This is a genomic window from Stenotrophomonas sp. YJH_SMC_131, from assembly GCF_059367975.1.
Map to the genome: position 1 here is coordinate 102,368 of NZ_JCAFRJ010000004.1, position 20,669 is coordinate 123,036.

Annotated in this window: 18 protein-coding genes and 1 pseudogene; 6 read left to right on the forward strand and 13 right to left on the reverse strand. The window is 60.2% G+C overall.

Going from position 1 to position 20,669, the window contains the following annotated elements:
* Positions 1-110: 110 nt before the first annotated feature.
* A complete protein-coding gene (locus AC5P56_RS10060) occupies positions 111-806 on the reverse strand; it encodes a hypothetical protein (RefSeq protein WP_495231588.1) in 696 nt (231 codons plus the stop codon).
* A gap of 1,327 nt (positions 807-2,133) precedes the next feature.
* On the opposite strand from AC5P56_RS10060, the gene AC5P56_RS10065 reads away from it, so the two are divergent.
* From AC5P56_RS10065 to AC5P56_RS10075, 3 genes are read left to right on the forward strand one after another with little or no spacing between them, the layout of a single operon-like run.
* Complete coding sequence (locus AC5P56_RS10065) at positions 2,134-2,871, forward strand: hypothetical protein (RefSeq protein ID WP_495231589.1); 738 nt, start codon at positions 2,134-2,136, stop codon at positions 2,869-2,871.
* A complete protein-coding gene (locus tag AC5P56_RS10070) occupies positions 2,868-4,715 on the forward strand; it encodes a hypothetical protein (RefSeq protein WP_495231590.1) in 1,848 nt (615 codons plus the stop codon). The genes AC5P56_RS10065 and AC5P56_RS10070 overlap by 4 nt, the downstream gene beginning before the upstream one ends.
* 11 nt (positions 4,716-4,726) lie before the next feature.
* Positions 4,727-5,713, forward strand: a complete 987-nt coding sequence (locus tag AC5P56_RS10075; RefSeq protein WP_495231591.1) for an ATP-binding protein — start codon at positions 4,727-4,729, stop codon at positions 5,711-5,713.
* A gap of 1,245 nt (positions 5,714-6,958) precedes the next feature.
* Here AC5P56_RS10075 and AC5P56_RS10080 read toward each other — a convergent pair.
* Positions 6,959-7,366, reverse strand: coding sequence for a BrxR family transcriptional regulator (locus AC5P56_RS10080; protein ID WP_495231592.1), 408 nt, complete (start codon positions 7,364-7,366; stop codon positions 6,959-6,961).
* Positions 7,367-7,547: 181 nt separating this feature from the next.
* Here AC5P56_RS10080 and AC5P56_RS10085 point away from each other — a divergent pair, with 181 nt between their 5' ends.
* On the forward strand, positions 7,548-8,078 hold the full coding sequence (locus AC5P56_RS10085; RefSeq protein ID WP_495231593.1) for a Wadjet anti-phage system protein JetD domain-containing protein: 531 nt from the start codon (positions 7,548-7,550) through the stop codon (positions 8,076-8,078).
* Positions 8,079-8,226: 148 nt separating this feature from the next.
* Here the strand turns inward: AC5P56_RS10085 and AC5P56_RS10090 are convergent, their stop codons facing one another.
* From AC5P56_RS10090 to AC5P56_RS10125, 8 genes are all read right to left on the reverse strand, one after another.
* Positions 8,227-9,444, reverse strand: a complete 1,218-nt coding sequence (locus tag AC5P56_RS10090) for an MFS transporter (RefSeq protein ID WP_495231594.1) — start codon at positions 9,442-9,444, stop codon at positions 8,227-8,229.
* Positions 9,441-10,397 carry a zinc-binding dehydrogenase gene (locus AC5P56_RS10095; RefSeq protein ID WP_495231595.1) on the reverse strand — a complete coding sequence of 319 codons (957 nt, stop codon included), beginning with the start codon at positions 10,395-10,397 and terminating at the stop codon, positions 9,441-9,443. Before AC5P56_RS10095 ends, AC5P56_RS10090 begins: the two co-directional genes overlap by 4 nt.
* 92 nt (positions 10,398-10,489) lie before the next feature.
* The gene (locus AC5P56_RS10100; protein ID WP_495231596.1) at positions 10,490-11,611 is read right to left on the reverse strand and encodes a flavin monoamine oxidase family protein; all 1,122 of its coding nucleotides are present in this window, start codon (positions 11,609-11,611) and stop codon (positions 10,490-10,492) included.
* Positions 11,608-12,318, reverse strand: a complete 711-nt coding sequence (locus tag AC5P56_RS10105; protein WP_495231597.1) for a cupin domain-containing protein — start codon at positions 12,316-12,318, stop codon at positions 11,608-11,610. Before AC5P56_RS10105 ends, AC5P56_RS10100 begins: the two co-directional genes overlap by 4 nt.
* An 87-nt stretch (positions 12,319-12,405) precedes the next feature.
* The gene (locus AC5P56_RS10110; protein ID WP_495231598.1) at positions 12,406-12,687 is read right to left on the reverse strand and encodes a hypothetical protein; all 282 of its coding nucleotides are present in this window, start codon (positions 12,685-12,687) and stop codon (positions 12,406-12,408) included.
* Between the two features lie 27 nt (positions 12,688-12,714).
* Positions 12,715-13,056, reverse strand: coding sequence for a carboxymuconolactone decarboxylase family protein (locus tag AC5P56_RS10115; protein WP_197587313.1), 342 nt, complete (start codon positions 13,054-13,056; stop codon positions 12,715-12,717).
* Between the two features lie 77 nt (positions 13,057-13,133).
* A complete protein-coding gene (locus tag AC5P56_RS10120) occupies positions 13,134-13,907 on the reverse strand; it encodes an SDR family NAD(P)-dependent oxidoreductase (protein WP_495231599.1) in 774 nt (257 codons plus the stop codon).
* Between the two features lie 50 nt (positions 13,908-13,957).
* The gene (locus tag AC5P56_RS10125) at positions 13,958-14,479 is read right to left on the reverse strand and encodes a carboxymuconolactone decarboxylase family protein (RefSeq protein WP_495231600.1); all 522 of its coding nucleotides are present in this window, start codon (positions 14,477-14,479) and stop codon (positions 13,958-13,960) included.
* A 111-nt stretch (positions 14,480-14,590) separates the two neighbouring features.
* Between AC5P56_RS10125 and gcvA the strand changes: the two genes are divergently transcribed.
* Positions 14,591-15,517 (forward strand): transcriptional regulator GcvA, encoded by a 927-nt coding sequence (gcvA, locus tag AC5P56_RS10130; protein ID WP_495231601.1) that lies wholly within the window; start codon positions 14,591-14,593, stop codon positions 15,515-15,517.
* 218 nt (positions 15,518-15,735) lie between these two features.
* Here gcvA and drt2 read toward each other — a convergent pair whose 3' ends face one another.
* A complete protein-coding gene (drt2, locus tag AC5P56_RS10135) occupies positions 15,736-17,001 on the reverse strand; it encodes an antiviral reverse transcriptase Drt2 (protein ID WP_495231602.1) in 1,266 nt (421 codons plus the stop codon).
* An 833-nt stretch (positions 17,002-17,834) separates the two neighbouring features.
* The gene (locus AC5P56_RS10140; protein ID WP_495231603.1) at positions 17,835-18,887 is read right to left on the reverse strand and encodes an oxidoreductase; all 1,053 of its coding nucleotides are present in this window, start codon (positions 18,885-18,887) and stop codon (positions 17,835-17,837) included.
* Positions 18,888-19,257: 370 nt separating this feature from the next.
* On the opposite strand from AC5P56_RS10140, the pseudogene AC5P56_RS10145 reads away from it, so the two are divergent.
* Positions 19,258-19,608: pseudogene (locus AC5P56_RS10145) on the forward strand (DUF3653 domain-containing protein); the annotation flags it as partial.
* Positions 19,609-19,670: 62 nt separating this feature from the next.
* Here the strand turns inward: AC5P56_RS10145 and AC5P56_RS10150 are convergent.
* Positions 19,671-20,660: a GGDEF domain-containing protein gene (locus AC5P56_RS10150; protein WP_239507146.1), complete on the reverse strand. Its 990-nt coding sequence runs from the start codon at positions 20,658-20,660 to the stop codon at positions 19,671-19,673.
* Between the last annotated feature and the right edge of the window lie 9 nt (positions 20,661-20,669).

Sequence of the window (20,669 nt, forward strand, 5' to 3'; positions counted from 1 at the left end):
CGGGACTGACCGCCAGCGATCCAGTCAGGATCAATGGATCGGCGCATGCTTGAAAGGCACGAAGAGGATTCCCTGGCCGTTCGAACCAGTGCTCATGCGTCCAGTGTGACTCACGGGATCGCGTCGCCGCTGCGATGAGCAATCATTGCGGCGGCGGTACTGACGCGGGAGTGCCGCGGGCGAATGCTTTGAGGATTGGGCAGAAAGTGAGCCAGATGAGCATAGGCTTCGTTGATGTGCTTGAACTGGTGAAGATGGGCTAGCTCGGCTTCACAACTGTCCTCGGGAACATCCAGCAAAGTGTCCAAGCCACTGGCCATGTTTAATCCGTCAGGCGAAAGCTCTTGCCTCTCGTGATCGCTAAGCTGAGACAGAACCACCGCTGGTAGCGCCAGCGCCTCAGAGAACTTGCCGTGGTGGGCAGGAAAACCGGTAAAGAACTCTTGGCTCTCACTGCTGTAGGGAGCCACGGGGAGCATGCACGGCAGGTCGTCTGTAAGCCACGTGCTGTCCTCAAAATCAGGGTGGTCAGGTGGATGGGATGCCTGGCCGAGGGGGTACCCCAGCAATTTCGCCGGTAGGGCACCATGCCGGCGCCGGATGATCCGTTGTTCGACCAGGATGCTGAAAGCGCGGCTGGCGTCTTTGCGTACTCTGTGTGTTGTGCAGAATCGGGCTACGCCCCATCGCAATACTTCTCGGTGCCCGATAGCCGCTTCGAGCCGACCGCAATCCAGCGCGAGTAGGTAGTTGCAGGCGCACACGCCTAGAGCATCCAAGGAGCCGCCCTCTACGAGGTTGTACATGGACTCCACCACGTCCAGCTGACTGGGCGCGTATGTACTAAAGCCTGGGACCTTGTGGTAAGCGGCTACCAATCGCTCAAGCACAGTCGGGCGGTGTAGTCCTAGCTGCTCCATCAGCGTGCGACGAACACCGATTAGGTGCTCGGGCGTGCATTGCAGTGGCCCGCTGATCTTCCAGATGGGGTGCTCATACGACCACTTTGCGGCGCAGAAGCGTGGGTCTCCATGAACGGTATCGACCAGTTTTCCACCACCGAGACTTGCCGGGTCTTGTCCCGTGCTGAAGTAGCGGTAAAGCGTCCTGGGACGTGTTCCCTCATCCCCCTGCCCAAGTAGGCCGGCTAGGGCAAGCAGCCCCTGATCAGCTTCGTCCCAGGTCAGGGCCTTTCCCTGTTGCTGTCGAACCAGCCAAGCCCAGATGGAGTTCCTTACAGCTTCGGCCCCGTCAGTGGCAATTCTTCCAGGCGGCATAGTCTTGGATTGTTTTTTGGGGGCTTAAAAAATCCCCCTTCGCGGGGCAGAAATTGTGCATCATCGACATCAAGTGTTGAAAGAGGTGCAGTTGTGCCCGACCAGACCTCGGTTCCGTCCAGTGCCACCAACTACACGCAGGAGCTGCTGGAGCGACATGGGGAGCTCATGGGCGGGAGCGATTTGCAGAGGAATCTCGGCTACGTGAATGGGCGTGCCTTCGGTCGCGCCGTCCAGCGGAACCTTGTGCCAGTGCGGACCTTCCCCCTACCAGGTCGTCGAGGATGGTTTGCCAAAACACGAGACGTTGCCGAGTGGCTCGAATCGCTTTAGCCCGCCGTCTTGAGAAGGCGCGGCAATTTGCGTAGTAGACAGCGAGGAACACCGGGCGACCGAAGTGCGACTGAGGTCGAGGGCCGGTGGAGCCTGTCCGGGCCGTTAGTGAAGATCAGGGAGGTTTCTAAAACCCCAAGTTAACCAAACTCCGGACTACGGAAACGAAATCGCCCCCGCGTCAACGGGGGCGATTGTCTCTCGCCGGAGCGAGAGATGGCGAAGCACTACGACCACACTCGTAGGCTCCCTCAATTCCGACTTCGTGTCAAGCAGCTTAGCTGCTTGCTCAGGCACCTGTGCGTCTCCGAAGCCCTTCTGGCCAATTCGGACACCGCGTGCTGCCCTCCCCTTTCCGGCAGGTCTGCTTTGGATCCGCCGAGCGCCCATTAGCGGGCACAAAAGGAAGTCGACGAATGATTGCGAGTTTAGCTAGACCACGCGCGGAGTCCTTCCAGCGCTGCGCGCGTGACTTTGATGGTGCTGGTTCGATCCGCGGTTCCCGTGGCCACGGGGACCAAAAATGAAGCTCGATTCCGGTCTCCTTCCTTTCCAAGGCGCCCGTTCTGCCGAAGTGGCTCAGCCGCTCCATAATCCTCTGCGCCGCCCCATGGTGTCCCGAGAGCTTTCCGCAAGCCAGATTAAGCGCGGCGATGTCTTCATGTTCTTCAGCCCGAAAGAGGCCCGTCGAGTCAGTGTGCTGGGGCCTCTGCAGCTGGCACTTCGACTTCAGCTGGAGTTTGATCCGGTTGTGGTCGCGGCAACCGAGCGCCCCCGCACCATCCTTGTAGGAACCGAACAAGTGGAGCTTCACTTCTGGTGGCAGTGCTTGGGCGGAAGTGAGTTCTACGCCTTGGTAGTCCCGAACGCGCAAACGGTACCGGGCACTGACGGCCAGCGCCGCCCGAGGCGTTTGGAGCGCCTCCAGGCGGCCGCTCGGGATGCGTCGATCTCGCTAAAACTCATCACGGAGGACCAACTTAAGAGGCCTCAGGGCAGAACCGAGCTTTGCTATCAGCTCCTTGGCATCTGCCAGTCCGCGCGGGATCTCGGCAGTGCCTTGGTTCTCAGGAGCGAGGTCGCGGCCATCGTCAATCGGAGCGGGCGCATCACGATCAGTGAGGTGCTTGGAGAGCTCGCCAACTTCCCGCAGACGCATGTCCAGGCCGCCATAGTGGAGCTCCTGCATATTGGGTATCTCTGCACAGACGCAAATCCACGCATGTCAGGCCGTGCACGGATCTGGAGGGCGGAAGGATGAGCGGCAAGATCACCATCGACGATATCAACGCTATCCGGGCAACCGCCAAGCCTGATGAAGCATCGGTTCGCCTAGAAGATCGCAAGGTCTTTGGCGCTCGGGTAATGGCTCTGGACGCCTGTCTGGATGGCGCGACGATTGTGAGTGCGGCCAAGCGCTTCGGTGTTTCGCGAAACACCTTGTCCCGGATGATTGAGAATGCGCTCCGTCTCGATGCGACGCATGCCAGGATCGGGTACCGGGCATGCGTACCACACATGCGCTTCGCTCAGTCAGACCGAAACGCAGCCATCGTCCCGGCCAGCCCGCACGCCTTTGCCATTGACGCCGTGCTCAATGCCGTTCCGGGACTTCGAGAGCTCGTGGAAAGCTATCGGGGAACTCTTCCAAGCAAGACAAAGCGTAGTCGAGGATTTGATCGAATACACGCACAATTCATCAAAGTCCTCAGCCAGGAGGGTTACCGAAACATGTATCCCTTGAACACTGGCGACAAGGGGCGTCGCCCGCTGATCGGGTATATCAAACGGCTCAGGGGGGTGGAGCAAGCCGAGCTGACTGCAGAAGTAGCAGAGGACCCGAGTGCCACCCGAATCGAGCACCTGTTTACTATTCGGCCTTTCGACCGCGTCGAGTACGACGAGCATGCGATCGACATCGACGCTTGGGTAGCCATGCCGATGGCTGATGGATCTTTGCGATACGAAAAGATCAGTAAAATGTGGCTGCTTTCGATCATTGATGTAGGCAGTGGAGCCATTCTCGGATGGCGTCTTGTCACAGGCCGAAAGTACGACCGGCATGATGTGCTGGCACTGTTCGCCGAGGCGATGGCACCTTGGGTGCCGCGAGAGCTGAGCCAGAGCGAGATGCAGTATTCGCCAAACGCTTGGATGCCCTCAACGTACTTGACTGACAACACAGTGATGCGCAGCACCATGGTCGCCATGGATAACGATTCCACGCATTTGGCCAAACAAAGCGTGGATAACGTCATGGACAATTATATGGGCATCCTCCACTTCGGTCGCTCTGGCATGGGAGAGGGACGCCCCTACATCGAGGCCTTCTTCAAGAGGATCGAAGATGGTCTGTTCCGGTACGTTGCAGGCGGATACTCGCCATCTACCGATGTCAATGAGAAACAAGTCACAAGCACCTTGGAAGGCAAGAAATATCCTGTGCTCCTGGAAGTCTTCGAGGATCTCGTGGACACTTACGTCACGGCGCACAACGTAACCAGCCGATCTACGCGAGAGCCCAGGTCGCCGAAGCGGCTGATTGACGAACATCTTGCTAGTGGCGCCTGGGTTTGGCACGCGCCGGGAGCAGCGCGGAACATCCGCCAGATGACCGTTTTTCGGCAGCGTGTGACGATACGAGGATCAAAGAGAAAGGGCGTTCCACCCCTCGTCTACCTTAATCATGCCCGCTATCGATCACCCAAGCTCTCCGGCCAATGGGATCTCATTGGTAAGGAATTTGACGCGACCTATGAAGACTGGCAGGACGTCCGACTGCTGACGCTCTGGAAGGATGGAGAGCGGATGGTGACCCTGCACGCTTTGGCCCCCTACTCGGCCTGTGCCCATACGCTTTCCGTCAGGCTTCGTGCAGCAAGGTGGGCCAAGCACCCTGAGGCCAAGGATCAAGAGTCGTTTGACGTCACGGACAATGTGCTCGCGTACCACGACGCAGTACGTAAAGCCGCGACAGGCATTAAAGATTCCGCTGCAAGGCTCGCCGCCGGCGAGGTTCCCAATGCGCGCTCGACTCAGAAGGTGGAGATTGAGACCCCTCTTAAGGGGGTGCGTCAGGGTGTCACCTCCATGAGGCTTCGCTAATGAATGAGCCTATGGATCTCTCTTCCCACCCAATGAATCAACGGGATCGCCCCACGATCCAAACGTTGCCGGTGGTCCGCCTGGCACTGGCGACGTCACTCTGCCTTGAGTACGGCCGGCCCAGCCTGCGCATCATTGGCGATGGGCGCGCCGGCAAGTCCACCGCGACATTGATGCTGGAAAGGACAACGTCGTGGCGCCCATTCTCATGCGGCTTCCTTCGTATGGTGATCGGACGGCCAGCCGTCGCCAGTGAGGCGAACTTCTTTCGCGAGGTGGCCTTAGGGTTGGGCATGAAGGTGCCGCGAATCACTACCACACAGGACTTGTTGTTGCGAATCATACGAGCTTTTGAACAGGAGGCAGCACGGTCTGGGTCCGAGGTCGTGATGCTGGCAATCGACACTGCCGAGAACCTCACGTTGAAGGACTACGAGCACCTCGCGAAGCTGCAGAACCACTTCCTGGGTAGCGTTGTCCAGCCATTTTTCCTGTTCATCCACCAAAGTGACAGCCAGATCGAGGGTGCTGATGATCTCGGAAAGGCAGCGCCGCCTCACCTGTATGGAAGGTTCTTCGTGGATAGTCACGACTTCACGGGCCTTCTGTGGGCGATCCCCCCGGAGGATTCTGACCAGGATGCCTGCGATGTCGCGCTAGCTTTGCGTGAGTTCGATCAATCAATGAGGTGGCCAGAGATCACGGGGCCAACCTACACAGAGGCATTCGCGCCGCTAGCATATAGGGCCGGTTGGCGTCTGGAGAAAGAGACAGATGCGATTAGGCGGCGCATTGAAGTGCTTTGTGCGAAGCACGGGCATGCAATGAGCAGGGACTGGCTCATGGTCTCCTTTGGCCCCTTTGTGTTCGATCTGTTGACTAAGGTAGTTGCTGGTCGTGCAGACTTCATGGCCCTTACCGAGGATGACATTGACACTGCCCTAAGGCGCAGTGGGTTTATCGGCTTTGAGAGTGCAAGGCGGAGGGCGTCACGATGAGTGAAGTTCCCCTGGTCCGCGGATCATTGGTTGGTGACGATCTAAGCCTTGTGCCTTATCAATCAGCCTTCGGCTGCGCAGTTCGTCTCGCGCGCCTGAACCAGATCAGAGCTCCTGCTGAGTACAAAGAGCTTCTTGGCATCAAGACAAGCGAATCGCAGACCCTGTTGCAGGTGCTGTCCACTTCTTGCGCCCAACAACAGGCGTTGGCAGATGCTGTAGGTATCGCACGCCCACGTGAGTGGGAGCCGGCGCAGTGGTATCCGTTTCAGACTAGCCTACCGAACGAAACTATCTTCTCTCGATTTCGCTATTGCCTTGCGTGCATCAGGCTGGGCTTCCATTCGATCTTGCAGCAACTTCCCTGGATCCACGTCTGTCCGTGGCATCGAACTCGTCTGCGCGTAGGTTGCCCGAGCTGCGGGCAAGAGCCTTGCACCTCGGCAAGATCTAGAATCCGACTGTTGACTTGTGCCTGTGGTTTTGATCTGGTCAACGAGTCGGCGTCCGCTCTGCAGCGAGACGCAGCCAGTCATTCGGCGGAGCTGCAACTGGCCTATCTAGAGTGGTGCGGTCATGCGAGGGAGATTACACACCTTATTTTTGCACCTGGAGTACCGATTGACAGGGAACAGCTTGGCCGGCTGATTCCTCCACCTTGGTTGAATGACCGGCCCAGGTCCCACCACGCGAACGTCAAGTCTTACTGTCCCGGCAAGCGCCCAACAAACCCTCACACATCGCATGAGCTTGGGAGTCTAGCTCTTGGTCGCGCTGTATCCATTCTTGACTCCCAGTTCCCGGCGTTTGGGTACATCGCCGGTAACGTGGCTAAGATGCCCTGCATACCCCGACTTTCAAGGCTGGACCTTGTCCTTCTTGGGTTGCCCGAGCTTCTGGGTGGCGAAAAGCCGATCGACCCTACGCTGAGTAGGGTCTTCGAGAGACGAATACTCCATCCGCAGCTTTTGCACCCTGCCCAAGCTAACTTTCTGATCCGAATGATTGAGGCGTGCGATAGGCGTGGAGACAGTGATGACGCTACAACTCATCACACCACTACATTGGTTCACAGGGTCCATGACGCTTTGCTGTGCAGGGCCTACGCAGAAGGAATGACGGTTGTGGCGTGCGGTACCGACGGCCACAACCTGCCGCGCCGGTATCGGCGGCCCTCCCCTCTGGCCTTGATGGTGCTGGACTCAGATCCTCGCATACACATTGTGCTGTAAGCCTACCGGCCCACTAGGCTGCGGTGGACGAGCCTGGCATGGGCATAAACGGATTCCGGTGCGGATCCGGCCCCATCCATTCAAGCGGACATTGAACCCGACCTATTGGCCGGCCAAGCCAATCTCTGCGCCGCGCCCCCCAGATCGAGCCCGCTGGCAGGGATGCGGGCTGCTCCACCATCAGGATGTACTCTGGGGGCTGGTGGTGTTCAGGATCCAAGCCAGCTCGGTAGGCTTGTATGACGTAGTGAACCAATGGCATTTCAACCTCAAATACAAGCGCGGTCGTGCCCTGCATGTATTCATCAGGGACCATCTGTCTCTGCGCAGGGCTGAGCAGAGGGTGCGGAACTAGTCTCATAGTCACCTTGGTCCACCACTGAGCGTCCTCGTCGCCGGCAGGCATGCCGGACGAGTCCATAGTCTCTACTTGGGTAATTCGCCCCAGGTTGAAATCACGGAACGCCGAAGCCGTCGTACGGCTTGAGCTTTTCAATCAGCTTGGTCTAGTTAAGGAGCCCCACCCGTTCCTTGTCGCTGGATCAGGCGTTCTTCGACTCCAATAGGATCAGGAGGCGACGGTTCTTAGCCCCTTCCTTGGTGTGGCTAGCAAGACCATCATTGGCTATTCGGGAGCCCCCGCGTGGATCCTTAGCGTCGAGAACCTGACCACGTTTCACCTTCGTAGTCAGTTGTCTGAAGCACGCCATGGCCTGATTGTGTACACAGGTGGAATGCCCTCCCCTGCCTGGGCGAGCGCGTACACCGCGATACTGGATGATTGCCCGCCCGTAATCCCGATCTTCCACTGGGGCGATATCGACGCTGGCGGCTTCCGCATAGCCGCCCGAATAAGAGAGATTGTCCCTGGCACGCACCAGTTGCTTCCATGGCTGATGGATCCAAGGAACTTCAGCCCTGTATCGAAAGCCAGGAAGCTGAACCTGCGACGAGGTCCCATATGGTCCGGCACGCCGTGCGCGCAGGCTGGCCAGACCTGGCAGCTGGGCTCGATGGTAGATGTGTTGAACAGGAGGCGATTGAGCCGCAATTGCCCTCAAAATGAACGCCCCCTCCCCCGGGCGCGCCTCGGCAAGAGGGGCGTCCAAGCAACCGTAACCGAGGACCATTAGGCGTGGGTAGCTTTTGGCTCTCGCCAAGCGCGCGGCCATGCTCCTCATCAACCGTCTGATTTCGGCCAGAAGCGTACATGCCTGCGCAGGCCGGCCGCACGTGGCAGGCGCTGCTGGCGCACGCCGTGCTGCTCGGTGTGTCGCGCAATCAGCTCCGGTCCAGCGGCATGCGTCTGGCGGTTACCAGCAAGGCAGCCATGGCCAGCGCCAGTGGGACGAACGAAGACCACAGGACAACATGCCAGCCATGGCGCGCGAGGATCCATCCCGACAGGAACGAGCCGACCGCCATCACCGCAAAGATCAGGAAATCGTTGAATGCCTGGACACGCCGCTTGTCCACGTTTCCATGGCATTCCAAGACCAGCGCCGACGCGCCCAGAAATCCGAAATTCCAGCCCAGCCCCAGCAGGATGAGGCTGAGGGAGAAGTCGAAGACTTCCATTCCATGCAAGCCAGCGACAGCGGCGGCGCCCGTCAGTACGAGGCCGGCAGCCGCAACGCGCTTCGCACCCACGCGCGCGATCAGCTTGCCGGTAAAGAAACTTGGCAGGTACATCGCGATGACATGCCATTGCAGGCTCAGGTTGGACGACTCCTGCGCGTGGCCGTGCATGTGCATGGCCAGCGGAGCGGCCGTCATCATGAAATTCATCAGCATGTACGACACCGCGCCACAGATCACCGCAGCGATGAAACGCGGGTCCAACAGGACGGAAGACAGTGGTTCGCGGGACATGCCGCTTGCCCGCGCGACATGCGGCAGCCGCACACCGGCCAGCAGGCCGGCCGATACGGCGGCGACCACCCCTTGGAACAGGAACGTCGCTGCGAACAGGTGACCGGGCCAGAGATGCATGGTGAGTGACACCAATTGCGGCCCCACCACCCCAGAGGCGACGCCGCCCGCCATTACCATGGAAAGCGCTCGCGCCCGCTTCTGTGCCGGTGCGCCATCAGCGGCGGCAAATCGGAACGACAGCACGACGGCTGCATACGCCCCGCCCAGGAATGTAGCCGCACACAGCAGCCAGAAGCTGGACACGAGCACCGCAAGCGTGGCCACGACCCCGGCAGCAACACCGGCAGCCGTGCCTGCGAAGAACGCTGTACGGCGGCCATGATGCTCGGCGATCCAGCCTGCAGGTAGTGTGCAGAGGGCCATGCCGACCACGAAGATTGAAATGGGCAGCGTTGCCAGCGTCTGCGAGGGGGTCAGATCACTGCCGACAACGGCAGCCGTCGCGTAGATCACTACGGAGTTCGCACCGGCGAGCGCCTGCGCTAGGGCCAAGCGCCATACATTACTGCGATGCTGGGCGGGTGGCAGCAGCTCAGTATCGTTTTGCGTCGTTGCGTGGTTCACTCAATCGACTCCCGTGTCGACGCCTGCTCATCGGGCACCAGCACGATGCGGAACGTTGCATCGCCGGACATCAGTCGTTCCAGCCCTTGCTGCGCCTGGGACAAGGGAAGGCATTCGATCCAAGGCATGGCATTGGTCAGCTCGCTGAATCGCAACGCCCGCTCGCTGTCATCGGGTGATCCGGTCATCGAGCCCTGGATGGTCCGCTCGCCCCCAACCAGGTAGCCACTTGGAATGGACAGCGGGGTCTTGCCGACCCCGAGCACCACCAGGGTGCCGCCCGCGGCCAGGCCAGGCAGCAGCAGCTGTACAGCCTCGGCGTCACCGACAGAGGTGATGATGGCCTGCGCCCCGCCGAGGCGCTGCAGCTCTACGGCCGCATCTGCATGGTTCGTGTCCAGATAGTGGTGCGCACCCAGCTCGATGGCCGCAGCGGCAATGTCATCTCCCCGTCCCACGGCAATGACCCGAAACCCCATGCGGCGAGCGTACTGGATGGCCATGTGGCCCAAGCCACCCACACCGTGGATCACGACGGTGTCGCCGGGCGCTGCGCCACAGCGGCGCAGGGCGTTGAACGTCGCCAGGCCGGCGCACAGGATGGGCGCTGCAGCCGTAGACTCCATTTCATCAGGGATGGACACCAGGCCGGTCGACGTTGCAAGCATCAGCTCTGCGTAGCCACCATCCTGGGAAACGCCAAGCACTTTCTGATCCGTGCACAGCGCGAATCGGCCCTGTCGGCAGTAGGCGCACGCATTGCAATGCCCGCCCAGGCGGCCCACGCCTACACGCTGCCCTACTTGCCAGCGTGCCGGGACGTTGCTGCCGCGATGGATGATCCTGCCGATCACTTCATGGCCGGGCACCCGACGCTGGTGTGATGCGTCGGGTCTCGCGATGTCAGAGACATCCGCGCCGCACATACCGCACGCCTCGACCTGCAACAGCACCTGATCGTCTGCTGGCGTAGGACGCGGGCGCCGGGACCACCGGAGCAGGCCCGGACCCGCCGATTCCATGGCGCCGTAGTCAGTGGATTGCATCATGGCTGTACTCGCGAATGGGTCAAGGAGAGGAATGCCTGCACGGCACGGGTAGACGCCTCTATTGCACCCGCCAGATAGCCCGGGTTGGACGGAGACCATTCACTGCCGGCCCCGAACAATCGCCCCGCCCAAGGCGTGCCTCCGGGTGATAGGTCGGGAATGCAGCCATGCCCGGCGGTCTGGGCGGCGCAGGCCGGCGTAGCGGTGAAAGGCTCGGCGCTCCAGTCCTGGACGGCGTCGGCGAGCGGCTCACGTGCAGCATCGCCAAACAGGCGCGCAAGCTGGCTTCTGCAGCGATGCTTGAGCTCCTCGGCCGGGATACGCGCCCTTTCAGCAGCAGGCAGTGCAAAGAAGCCGAAGAGTGCTGCGTGGCTGTCCGAAGACGCATCATGGATCTCTCCCAGCGGGCCAACCAGGCTGCGTGCCTCGCCTGAAAGGCCGCGATCCCGCCAGAAATTGCTGGGATACACCGCGAGGTACTTGGCGTGTGCAGCCATATGCGTGCCGGTGGACTGCCACGCGTGGTGAGCATCGGCGGGAAGCGGAGGATCGAATGTCAGTGTGGCCACCGCCAAGCGCGGAGGTAGTGCCAGTAGAACACCTCGCGCATGCCACGTGACCGGCACGCCGTTCCTGATTGCGGAGACAATAACCCCATCGGCTTCGGCACGGATCTGAGCGACACGTGTCCCGAGGTGAATCCTCTCCGTCTGGACGGCCGAACCGACAGCCTGAAGCAACTGCCCCATGCCGCCTACGATGCGGAACGATGGCGGCATCGCGGCCATGCCGGCGAAGCGTGCAGTCGGTTCGTGGACGGCACGCTCGAACAGCATGTCGCCGTCCTCTTCCTGGGGGACGACGGGCAGCCCAAGCTGTTGTACCAACATCGCCAGTTCACGCTGGAACCCGGGCCATAGCCAAGTCGCGCCAAGGTCGAAGCCGCCGTTCCCGCCTACGCGACCCCGCAGAGCAGGCTCAAACGCATGGATGCGCCCACCGATGCGTGGGCGGCCTTCAAGCACGGCATAGTCAGTGACGCCTGCCGCTTCCAGCAGTCGAGCGGCATGCAGGCCCGCAAGGCCAGCGCCAACGATGATCACGTCCAAGTTGGTCATGAGAGTGCCTCTGCAGCCGTAAGGTGCGGACGCTCCACAACTGTTCCCTGTTTGACGTAGACAGTGACGCCATGAGCTCCCGCCACCATCGATGCGAGGCAGCGGCTGGCATCAGGCCCACCTGCCCTTAACCAGGTGCCAGCTTCAGCGATTCGTGTCCGGCTATCGACGGTAACCTGCAGCTCGCCATCCAGCACCAGGATTTCAGCGGGGGCCTGCGTCTGAGGAAACAGCGGCCGGCTGGGCTCCACCTGCTCGATACGAACGCGCTCTTCCGGGCTCTCGAATACCCTGCACAATCGACGATCGGTAAGGTGTTCCCATACCTGGGCGGCATTCGTGTCCAGCCTCAGGGTCGCCGTCTCGTTCGCACTCATCTGCCGCAGCTTGACCAGTATCAAGCATCCATTCCGGCTGGCCGGTGCATGCCGTGAACCGGGAGGGTTGCGCAGGTAGGTGCCCGCCGGGCAATCGCCAAGCTCATCGGAGAAGACGCCTTCCAGCACAAGAATCTCCTCGCCGCCAGGATGAGCGTGCGACGGAAATGTCGAACCAGGAGCGTATCGCACCAGGCTGGTTGCCCTGGCCTTCTCCGCACCAATGCGATCAAGCATGACGCGCTGCACCCCGGCCTGTGGCGAGTCAACCCAGATGTAATCATCGGGAGTCACTAACACGATGGAATTGAAGTCGGCATTGATCAGCATGGCTTGGGTCAGGCAAGGGGTTGGCGGAATCGGGGCAACAGCACGGCCCCGGGAGGGTTCCCGGGGCCGTGATTCAGTGTTTTTTAGTCAGACAACGCTGTAGATACGCACGTCCGGATCTGCGGACAGCAGCGGACCAAGTTCGCGTACGACATCGTTCTGGAACATTGCGCTTGCCAGGTAGGCTTTTGCGCCCTGCTCGCTGTCGAAGCCATGCAGCACCTGAACGTCTTCCTTGCGGACAAGGAGATCTTTGGACGTTGCGCCGGGGATAGTGGACAGGAACGGGCCTTTGTACTTGGTGTACACCTCCGCAGCTGCTCCACGGTTGGATTCAGCAATGGTGAGGGTGATTTGCAGATAGACCATGGTGGTTCTCCTGGGGAATGGACCGCTTCAGCCCGCGAGCAGTTGGTCGCGCGCCTCGAGAACGCGCGCCGAATACGTCAGTGCAGCTCCAGCGTTGAGGGCGATAGCCACGCCAAGCGCCTCACTGATTTCTTCAAGCGATGCGCCATGGTCCACGGCCTTCTTGGTGTGCACCGTGATGCAACCGTCGCAGCGGGTGGTCACAGCCACTGCCAGGGCGATCAACTCATGGATCTTCGGTTCAAGATGGCCGCTCTTTGTTGCAGCGCCATCGATCGTTCCCAGACCACGCAGTACATCCGGGTTGACCTTGCCAAACTCCCCGACCTTCTCAATCAGGGACTCACGATAGTTGTTCCAGTCATTCATCATGTCTAAGCACTCTTGCGGTCGGATCCCGCCAGGCCCGCTGCATCGCAATGGGCCTGGCAAAGTTCAAGGTGAGATCAGTTGCGGCCAGCCATCACGCCGCCGTCCACGTCCCAGATGGCGCCGGTAACCCAGCCAGCCTTCTCGGACAGCAAGAACGCGACAACTTCGGCGACATCCTGCGGCGTACCAACACGACCGATCGGGTGGAAGCTGTTGAAACCCTGCAGGGCACTGTGGACCTGGTCCTTGGGGATGAAGCCTTCGTAGATCGGGGTCTGGACCACTGCCGGCGAGACCGCATTGACGCGGATCTTCTGGGGAGCCAGCTCCATGGCCAGGTGCTGGGTCAACGAGTGCAAGCCAGCCTTCGCCATCGAGTAGGCCGAGGACGGCGTCGCGGCGATCGCCTGGCGCGCCCACATCGAACCGATGTTGACGATGGAGCCGGCGAAGTTCTTCGCGATCATGTTGGCCGCAACCTTCTGCGTGATGAAGAAGAAGGCCTTGTTCAGCTGCATGTACTGGTCATAGTCTGCATCGGTGTGCTCCAAGAACGGCTTGGGGAAGAACACACCCGCCGCGTTCACCAGCAGGTCCACATCGGAGTGAGAATTTTCGATGTCTGCAATGAGGCCTTTGAGCCCGCCTTCGGACGTCAGATCGGCGGTGAGGGCGCTTACTGCACCGAACGCAGACAACTCTGCACGCGCTTCCTCGGTTTTGTCGGAGCGGTGACCCACGATGACCGCGCGACCGCCGCCTTCCAGCACCTTGCGCGCAGTCTCCTTGCCCATACCGCTGGTGCCACCGACGACCAGGACCTTGTTGCCTTCGAAGATATTTTTCATGTGATTTTCCAATGTAAGTAGGTGCGCGGCGAATGCCTCGCGTTAGGGGTTCAACGGATGTCTAGAGCAACCAAGAAGCGGGAAACCATGTTGTAGGCCGCGACCGTCGCGACCGCTTCCACAGCCTGGCGCTCCCCCAAGCTCTGCTTGAGCGCCTCAATGACTGTGGCTTCCACCACCACACCTCGCGTCGACTGGTCAGTGAGCTCAATCAGGAGCCTTTCCAATGAGGAAAACTCTGCCCGGGGCTCGGGGTGCTGGAGTGCATTGGCCTTCGCTTCCGTGCCGCCTGCCTGCAGGTAAACCGGGTAATGCACATCCCACTCAAACGAAGCGCCGTTCAGGACCGCGACGCGGAGCATGATCAACTCGAGGTATTCGAGCTTGAGTTCAAACTCGGCACGCACGCGGCGCATCAGGCCGTTCCAGCCTTCCGCCAGAGGGGCGCTGCGCAGCAGGAGGCGATCAATGCCGATAAGACGGCCGTCCGGGCGGCGCGCCTGGATCTCGGCCAGCAGGCTCGCGGGAACTGGGTCTCCGTCCTTCCAGGGGGTAATGCGCGGGCTGTTCATGTGGCGGTTGACTGCCGTGGGTTGCGGGAAGATGGGGAGGATCTTCCGCTCACGTCCCGCCGCCCTCAAATGGTTTATTCTTTAGGTGACGCAAAGAAAAACTATCCCGCGATGAAAACCCACCTGAACTTCACCGCGTTACGGGCAGTCGAGGCCGCTGCAAGACATCAGAGCTTCAGTGGCGCAGCCGCGGAGCTGCACGTGACCCCCGCCGCGATAGGCCAACTTGTGCGGAGCTTGGAAGAGTCACTGGCCGTCGAGCTGTTCGTGCGGGAGCGCAGTGGCAGCCGGCGACTGACGCCCACAGATGCAGCAGAGAGGGCGCTGCCGGATATCCGCGCAGGCTTGGACCGACTTACGCTCGGGCTGTCGCGTCTACAGGAGAGTGCCAGAGGCGGCTTGCTGACAGTGACCACCAGCCCTGCGTTCGCGTCGAAATGGCTGTTGCCACGATTGGAGCGGTTCCAGGCCGCATGCCCTGAAACCGACGTCCGTCTCCACACCGGTCTCAACCTAGTGGATTTCGAACAGGACGCCATCGACATTGGCGTCCGCTATGGCAAGGGACAGTGGCCCGGACTGACCGCTGACAAACTCATGGATGAGGAGATTTTCCCGGTCTGCTCTGCGGGCTGGCTTGAGGCGCACGGGCCCCTGCTGCAACCAGCGCAGCTTGCAGGCCTGCCACTGATTCATGATCTGTCAGTCGATAGCAGAACGGGCTTCATGACGTGGAGTGAATGGCTTCACCGTGCCGCTGCGGACAACGTGGATGCCATACGCGGCATGCAGGTCAACAACTCAGCAGCAGTACTACAGGCAGCGGTGGAAGGAAGGGGTATCGCATTGGCGCGTAGCGTCATGGCGCGCGAGGATGTCACCAGTGGCCGCCTTGTAAGGCTGTTTCCGGAGATTTCTGTTGCCGCGACACTGGCCTACTACATCGTCTATCGCCCTGAGTGTGCATCGCTTCCCAAGGTCATGACGTTCCGGCAGTGGCTGCACTCCGAGGCCCAGGCTTCGGCCTTGGACCAGTAGCCTTCAGTGGCCCAGTAGATGTCCGCTTCCGGCCAGAAGCGGCCGTGCCTGCGTGAATTTATTGGGCATCCCAACTGTACGCTAGGATGCGCCCACTGCCAGGAGTGCGCGCGCGCCTGCCTTGCGCGAAAGCGTGCAGGCGGCAGGCCCGGACCAGCGCGTCTCAGCGAACCGATGCTTGCGGAGCTGGACCAAGCCTCTGGCACTCGGCAGCTGAATCAATACTCAATCAGCGACTTCAGGCGCTTGCGATGTGCTCTCAGTTGGCTGCCAATGACGTTCGATCCTGTCCTGCGCGCCGCCATTTTTGCGTATTTAAGGAAGCTTCGGCCATTCTTGGGCGCGTACTCGGAATAACGATTTAAGAGATTCTTGCGCCGCTGCACGAGTAGAGCGACGCCTCCGTCGGTTCTCTTGGCATCCCGAAACTGTTTAACCCCTCTTCGCATCTTGACATAGAAGCGGGAGATGCCTGAGGCTCGCAGAAAAACTTGAGCGCCGTCATAGGTGAGGCCTAGATACGGGAGCGGCACGGGCCCTTTTCCTGCATCGAAATGACTTTTGACCGTCTTAGTGTCTTGAATTGTAAGCGCCAGTGCAGCCAACTCTGATTCAACCAGCTTACAAATAGCTTCAACATCCGCGCCCGGCACAATTACCAAGATGTCGTCGCAATACCTTCGGTACAACCCTCCAAGACCTTCGATCACCGCTTTCACCTTTTCGTCGAAGGGGAGCATGTAGATATTGGATAGGGCAGCACTGATTGGCGACCCTTGAGGTATTCCTCGATCTTTCGCGTTCACTTCGATCAGATTTCCACCACGGATAGCATTTCGGAATGCGGTAGCGTCACATAGCCGATCAAGACGCCCTAGGCTTGTGCGACTCAAGTCAAGCGCCCGTCTTGCGGCTATAAGCTCGACTGAGGCGTGCCTAGTTAAGGACTTGAACACCGCAAAGTGGTCACCGGGCAGGCTTTGGAAGCCCATCAAAGATGCCCACTGATCCCGAAGCAGCCGGTGATTCAATGAACCAAAAAAGTCCCTGACGTCAAATCCGAGCGCGGTACACGGGCGATGGCAATCGATCCACTCAAACGCTTCTTGCGCGAAATCGACATTGGACTTCTTGAGTGCACGAAAGGCGATGACGTTCTCGCTGAGGCCTCGAGCCTTCAGCTCAACCTCTAGGCGCTCTGTCAACAGAAAGTTGTAGTAGGCGTAAATCGCGGCATCCGCATGAGCCGCGTACCTTATCTCCCGGACCTTCTTGCTTTTCTTTACTAAACCGGGTCCGATCCGCTTGAACTTGTTCCTGACATTGTCATGGCGGATAAAGGGATAAAAAGAGTGTTGCCTAACTGCCTCCGGGTCGCACACAAGCTGCTTGCACGCTAGGCGAGAGAGAGGGGTGTCGAAGTGCACGTACTTCCTGTGCACATATGCAGCTTCGAGAGCTGACTTTGGGATTTCCTTACCCATGCTGAACTGACCTGTTTTCTACAGGGCGGGGCAGGCTGCGGCGACCTTTACCCCCCCTGATTGGTACTGCACAGGTTCCATCTATGGAGACCCTACCCACGCGGCCGGTAACCGCGCTTAACCGCATAGACACAAGATTGTTGTGTAGCCACGTTTCGGAGGAACTTATGGTCACGATTGCGGTCGAACTGATGTCGAGCCTTGTCGCTCACCTCGTCCGGGTGGCGGTCGCAGCATGCTGCGGTCGCTCTCCTGGCGTGCTAAGCACTCCCCCATTCGCAGAAAACTGAATGGGCGTCACATTTTTAGCACTTCATCGACTGGGAATCAACCAGCCGCTTATGCACTGACCAAAGTAAGGCTTCGAGCAAGACCGTCATGCTGTGATATGGGTCCAGCTTGGCAGCGTACGCGCCAGTCTCACGGACGCTGACGAGGAGCCTGAAACAGGTCATGGGCAGTTGTTCGTAGCTCTTCGTGAGTGGCTTGGTGGGGTCGAGAGTGGACGCCAGCACCCGTGGTGGCACCCTCCTGCGTCGGCGCGTCCGCTTTCGGCCAGTAGCGGACATTGTGCAGAAGACCATTGAACGTGGCTGGCGGCATGCGAAGAGCACGAGTGCCGAAATGCCGTTCTCGAAGCACGGCGGAGCATGCACCAGGAGTACACTGATCTGGCCTTCAGATCAGCCCTGGTCTAAACCAAGCTCGCCAGAAGAAGCGGCTCAAGCAGCAGTTAGAAGGTGCACCAGCACTCGCTGATCGCGACGGTGCTTTCGACGACATGGTGGCCGAGCATTATCGCACTCAGCAACCTTCACGTTGGCCCAAGGGGATTACTGCGCTGCACCTTTGCCCGGGCCCCGGTAGCGCGACAGCCAGTAGGCATACGACATCGGCAGCACCTGGGAAGGCTGCGCTTCGCCGAGTTCAAGCGCCATCTGATAGGCGTAATGCGGATTAGCGAGATGCGCCCGGGCAATCAGCACCAGATCCATATGGCCCTCAGCAACCGCTTGCTCTGCCATCTGCGGATCATCGATGCACCAACTCGCAGCAACCGGCATCTGAGTATCCTGTTTGACCCGACCAGCTACCGGAACAAAGAAGCCTGGGCCCCAAGGGGCCTTACCCTTCATCGTTGAGAAGCCGATGCTGGCGTCGATCAGATCCAGCCCGACATCGCGCATTTTGCGCACCAGATCGATAGCTTCCGGGTAGAAGCTCTCGTCGTGCCCATCGAACTCAACGACGCCGAAGCGCGCGGTCAGCGGCAAATGCTCAGGCCATACCTCACGCACCGCCTGCAGCGTTTCCAGCAGGAACCTACCGCGATTTTCAGCAGTGCCGCCGTACTGATCGATGCGCTCGTTGGCGACGGGTGCGAAGAAGCTCTGGGCCAGATACCCGTGTGCAAAGTGTAGTTCCAGCCACTGGAATTCTGCCGACAATGCACGCTTGGCCGCCGCTACGAAGCCTGCTTGCACCTGGGCGATGTCCTTCAGCGTCATCGCCTGCGGCACCTTGGACAAGCCACCGCCAAAGGCGATGGCCGAGGGCGCAAGGGTGGGCCAGCTCCGGCGGTCGTCCTCGGGGATGTGATCATCACCCTCCCAAGGCTTGTTTGCGCTGGCCTTGCGACCCGCATGGGCGATCTGGATGCCTGCAACCGCTCCGGCGGACTTGATGGCCGACGCGACTCGCGCCATGCCTTCCACCTGACCGTCTTCCCAAAGGCCCGTGCAACCTGGGGTAATGCGCCCCTCCGGGGATACGCCAGTGGCCTCAACAATGACTAGGCCAGCACCGCCGCGTGCAAGGCCGGCGTAGTGAACTACGTGCCAGTCGTTCACATACCCCTCGTGAGCACTGACGGAGTCCCGCCGCATCCACTGGCACAGCCAATCTAATCTGAAGCAAGGATCGCAGCGGACCGGTCAGGCCCGGAATCTAACCAACGCATCCGTAGATCCCACCAGCCGCTGAACGGTTACCGCCGAATCCACCGTCACTCAACTTGTTAGCAACCGGGGCGGAGCGGAGTTCATTTCCTTGCCGATGCGCGAGGATCGCTGCATTGTATTGCGATTGCACCACGTTCGGCGCACAGCATTGCAGTTGCACCGACTTAGGTGCATAGCATTGCTGTTGCACCAACTTCTCTGCATTGCGTTGATGGACATCCATGTCCGCTGCATAGCCCTACGCAGCAACATGGTGCGGATGGACTCGCAAGCTGATATGTATCAATGACTTACCATTTCGTCCTCCGGTGCGTGCAACAATCCCCATGATCGCATTGACCTAACCGGCCCTTGGGCCGGTTTCGGATTCCAAGGTGGACACATGTTCACCCCCGAAGGCCATCAGCTTGAGCCATGCGACATGGCCTGGTGGTCCCTGACCTGCAACATTGCGCGCGAATGGCGGCTGATGATGGCTGAGGCGTCTCCCCGAGCTGCAGCTGCCCGGAAGGCGTCAACTGCGGCGAAATCTAGTGTCATCTACCTAGCCGAAGCCCTCAGAATTCGCCGAGAACGGCAGTTCGGCGTGGGCGCGCTCGGTTCCGACGCCGGGGCATCCAATGTTCGAACGAGGCGATCTTTCCGTCAGATGTCGACAACGATCATGATGTCAGCGATTGACGTCGACCACGATGCCGTCAGGTTTGCTCAGCAATCCGTGCCGCAGCTCGCCGTGTTTTTGCCGTGTCGCTTGGCTTCATACAGTGCCTGGTCCGCTCTTGCGAGCCACTCTTCAGCACTGGTCGTCGTGGGCGCGGCGGCAATGCCGATGCTCACGCTCAGGTCCAGCATTGTGGCATCACTGCCCGTATCAGCGTGGAGCAGGCTCCTGATCTTCTCTGCCAGCAGCATGGCCTCAGCCGGCGTCTGCCCAGCGAGCAGAAGCGCGAACTCATCTCCGCCCAGGCGTCCCGGTGTGTCGCCAGGGCGTGACACGCTGCGCAGGACCGCGGCGATACGACGCAGTGCTTCATCGCCAGTGCGATGGCCCAAGGTATCGTTGATGCGCTTGAAATCATCCACGTCCAGCATCAGCAGGCAATCCCTGCGGCCCAGAGCGCGCCCCGCTTCGATCATCTGCTGAGCGCGGTGCATGAGATAGCCGCGATTGGCCAGTTCCACCAGTGGATCCATTCGGCTGAGTCGCTGCAACTGCCGATTCTGTGACCTGACCCGGCGCGCAAGACGCCAACTCAGTGCACTCAATCCGATCCCGTAGACAAACAGGAACGGAAGGCTGAGCAGGAATGTTCGGGAAGAAGTGGCCGGCTGCCAGGGCGTGCCCATAGCAAGCCATGCAGCAAGGAAACCGAGCAGAAGCGCAGCCGTGGCCTTCAGCGCCAGCCGTGTACCGCCGGCCGCGATCTTGTCTGCCACCAGCAGCGCAGCGAAGAGCGCGCTGGGCACAGCGCTGACAGCCATGAAGGCGATCCATGCCCCGCCCAGCAGCGAGTCGACAACCATGCAACGGAATTGCACGACAGCGGGCCGGGCGGCGTGCCGTGTCAGCAGCTGTGCAATGGCCGGCCAGACCAGCGCATTGACCAGAAGAAACACACATGCCGACCTGCCCATGCCGCGCTCCAGACCCACCGATGCAATGGGCAGCGCAGCAAGCGAGGCGCCCACGAAGCGCATCCACCCAAT

Excerpts from the sequence above, each read along its gene's own strand:
- AC5P56_RS10060 (WP_495231588.1), bottom strand. The coding sequence starts at position 806 with ATGTACAACCTCGTAGAGGGCGGCTCCTTGGATGCTCTAGGCGTGTGC.
- AC5P56_RS10065 (WP_495231589.1), top strand. The coding sequence starts at position 2,134 with ATGAAGCTCGATTCCGGTCTCCTTCCTTTCCAAGGCGCCCGTTCTGCC.
- AC5P56_RS10070 (WP_495231590.1), top strand. The coding sequence starts at position 2,868 with ATGAGCGGCAAGATCACCATCGACGATATCAACGCTATCCGGGCAACC.
- AC5P56_RS10075 (WP_495231591.1), top strand. The coding sequence starts at position 4,727 with ATGGATCTCTCTTCCCACCCAATGAATCAACGGGATCGCCCCACGATC.
- AC5P56_RS10080 (WP_495231592.1), bottom strand. The coding sequence starts at position 7,366 with ATGGACTCGTCCGGCATGCCTGCCGGCGACGAGGACGCTCAGTGGTGG.
- AC5P56_RS10100 (WP_495231596.1), bottom strand. The coding sequence starts at position 11,611 with ATGACCAACTTGGACGTGATCATCGTTGGCGCTGGCCTTGCGGGCCTG.
- AC5P56_RS10105 (WP_495231597.1), bottom strand. The coding sequence starts at position 12,318 with ATGCTGATCAATGCCGACTTCAATTCCATCGTGTTAGTGACTCCCGAT.
- AC5P56_RS10110 (WP_495231598.1), bottom strand. The coding sequence starts at position 12,687 with ATGGTCTATCTGCAAATCACCCTCACCATTGCTGAATCCAACCGTGGA.
- AC5P56_RS10115 (WP_197587313.1), bottom strand. The coding sequence starts at position 13,056 with ATGAATGACTGGAACAACTATCGTGAGTCCCTGATTGAGAAGGTCGGG.
- AC5P56_RS10120 (WP_495231599.1), bottom strand. The coding sequence starts at position 13,907 with ATGAAAAATATCTTCGAAGGCAACAAGGTCCTGGTCGTCGGTGGCACC.
- AC5P56_RS10125 (WP_495231600.1), bottom strand. The coding sequence starts at position 14,479 with ATGAACAGCCCGCGCATTACCCCCTGGAAGGACGGAGACCCAGTTCCC.
- gcvA (WP_495231601.1), top strand. The coding sequence starts at position 14,591 with ATGAAAACCCACCTGAACTTCACCGCGTTACGGGCAGTCGAGGCCGCT.
- drt2 (WP_495231602.1), bottom strand. The coding sequence starts at position 17,001 with ATGGGTAAGGAAATCCCAAAGTCAGCTCTCGAAGCTGCATATGTGCAC.
- AC5P56_RS10140 (WP_495231603.1), bottom strand. The coding sequence starts at position 18,887 with ATGCGGCGGGACTCCGTCAGTGCTCACGAGGGGTATGTGAACGACTGG.
- AC5P56_RS10150 (WP_239507146.1), bottom strand. The coding sequence starts at position 20,660 with ATGCGCTTCGTGGGCGCCTCGCTTGCTGCGCTGCCCATTGCATCGGTG.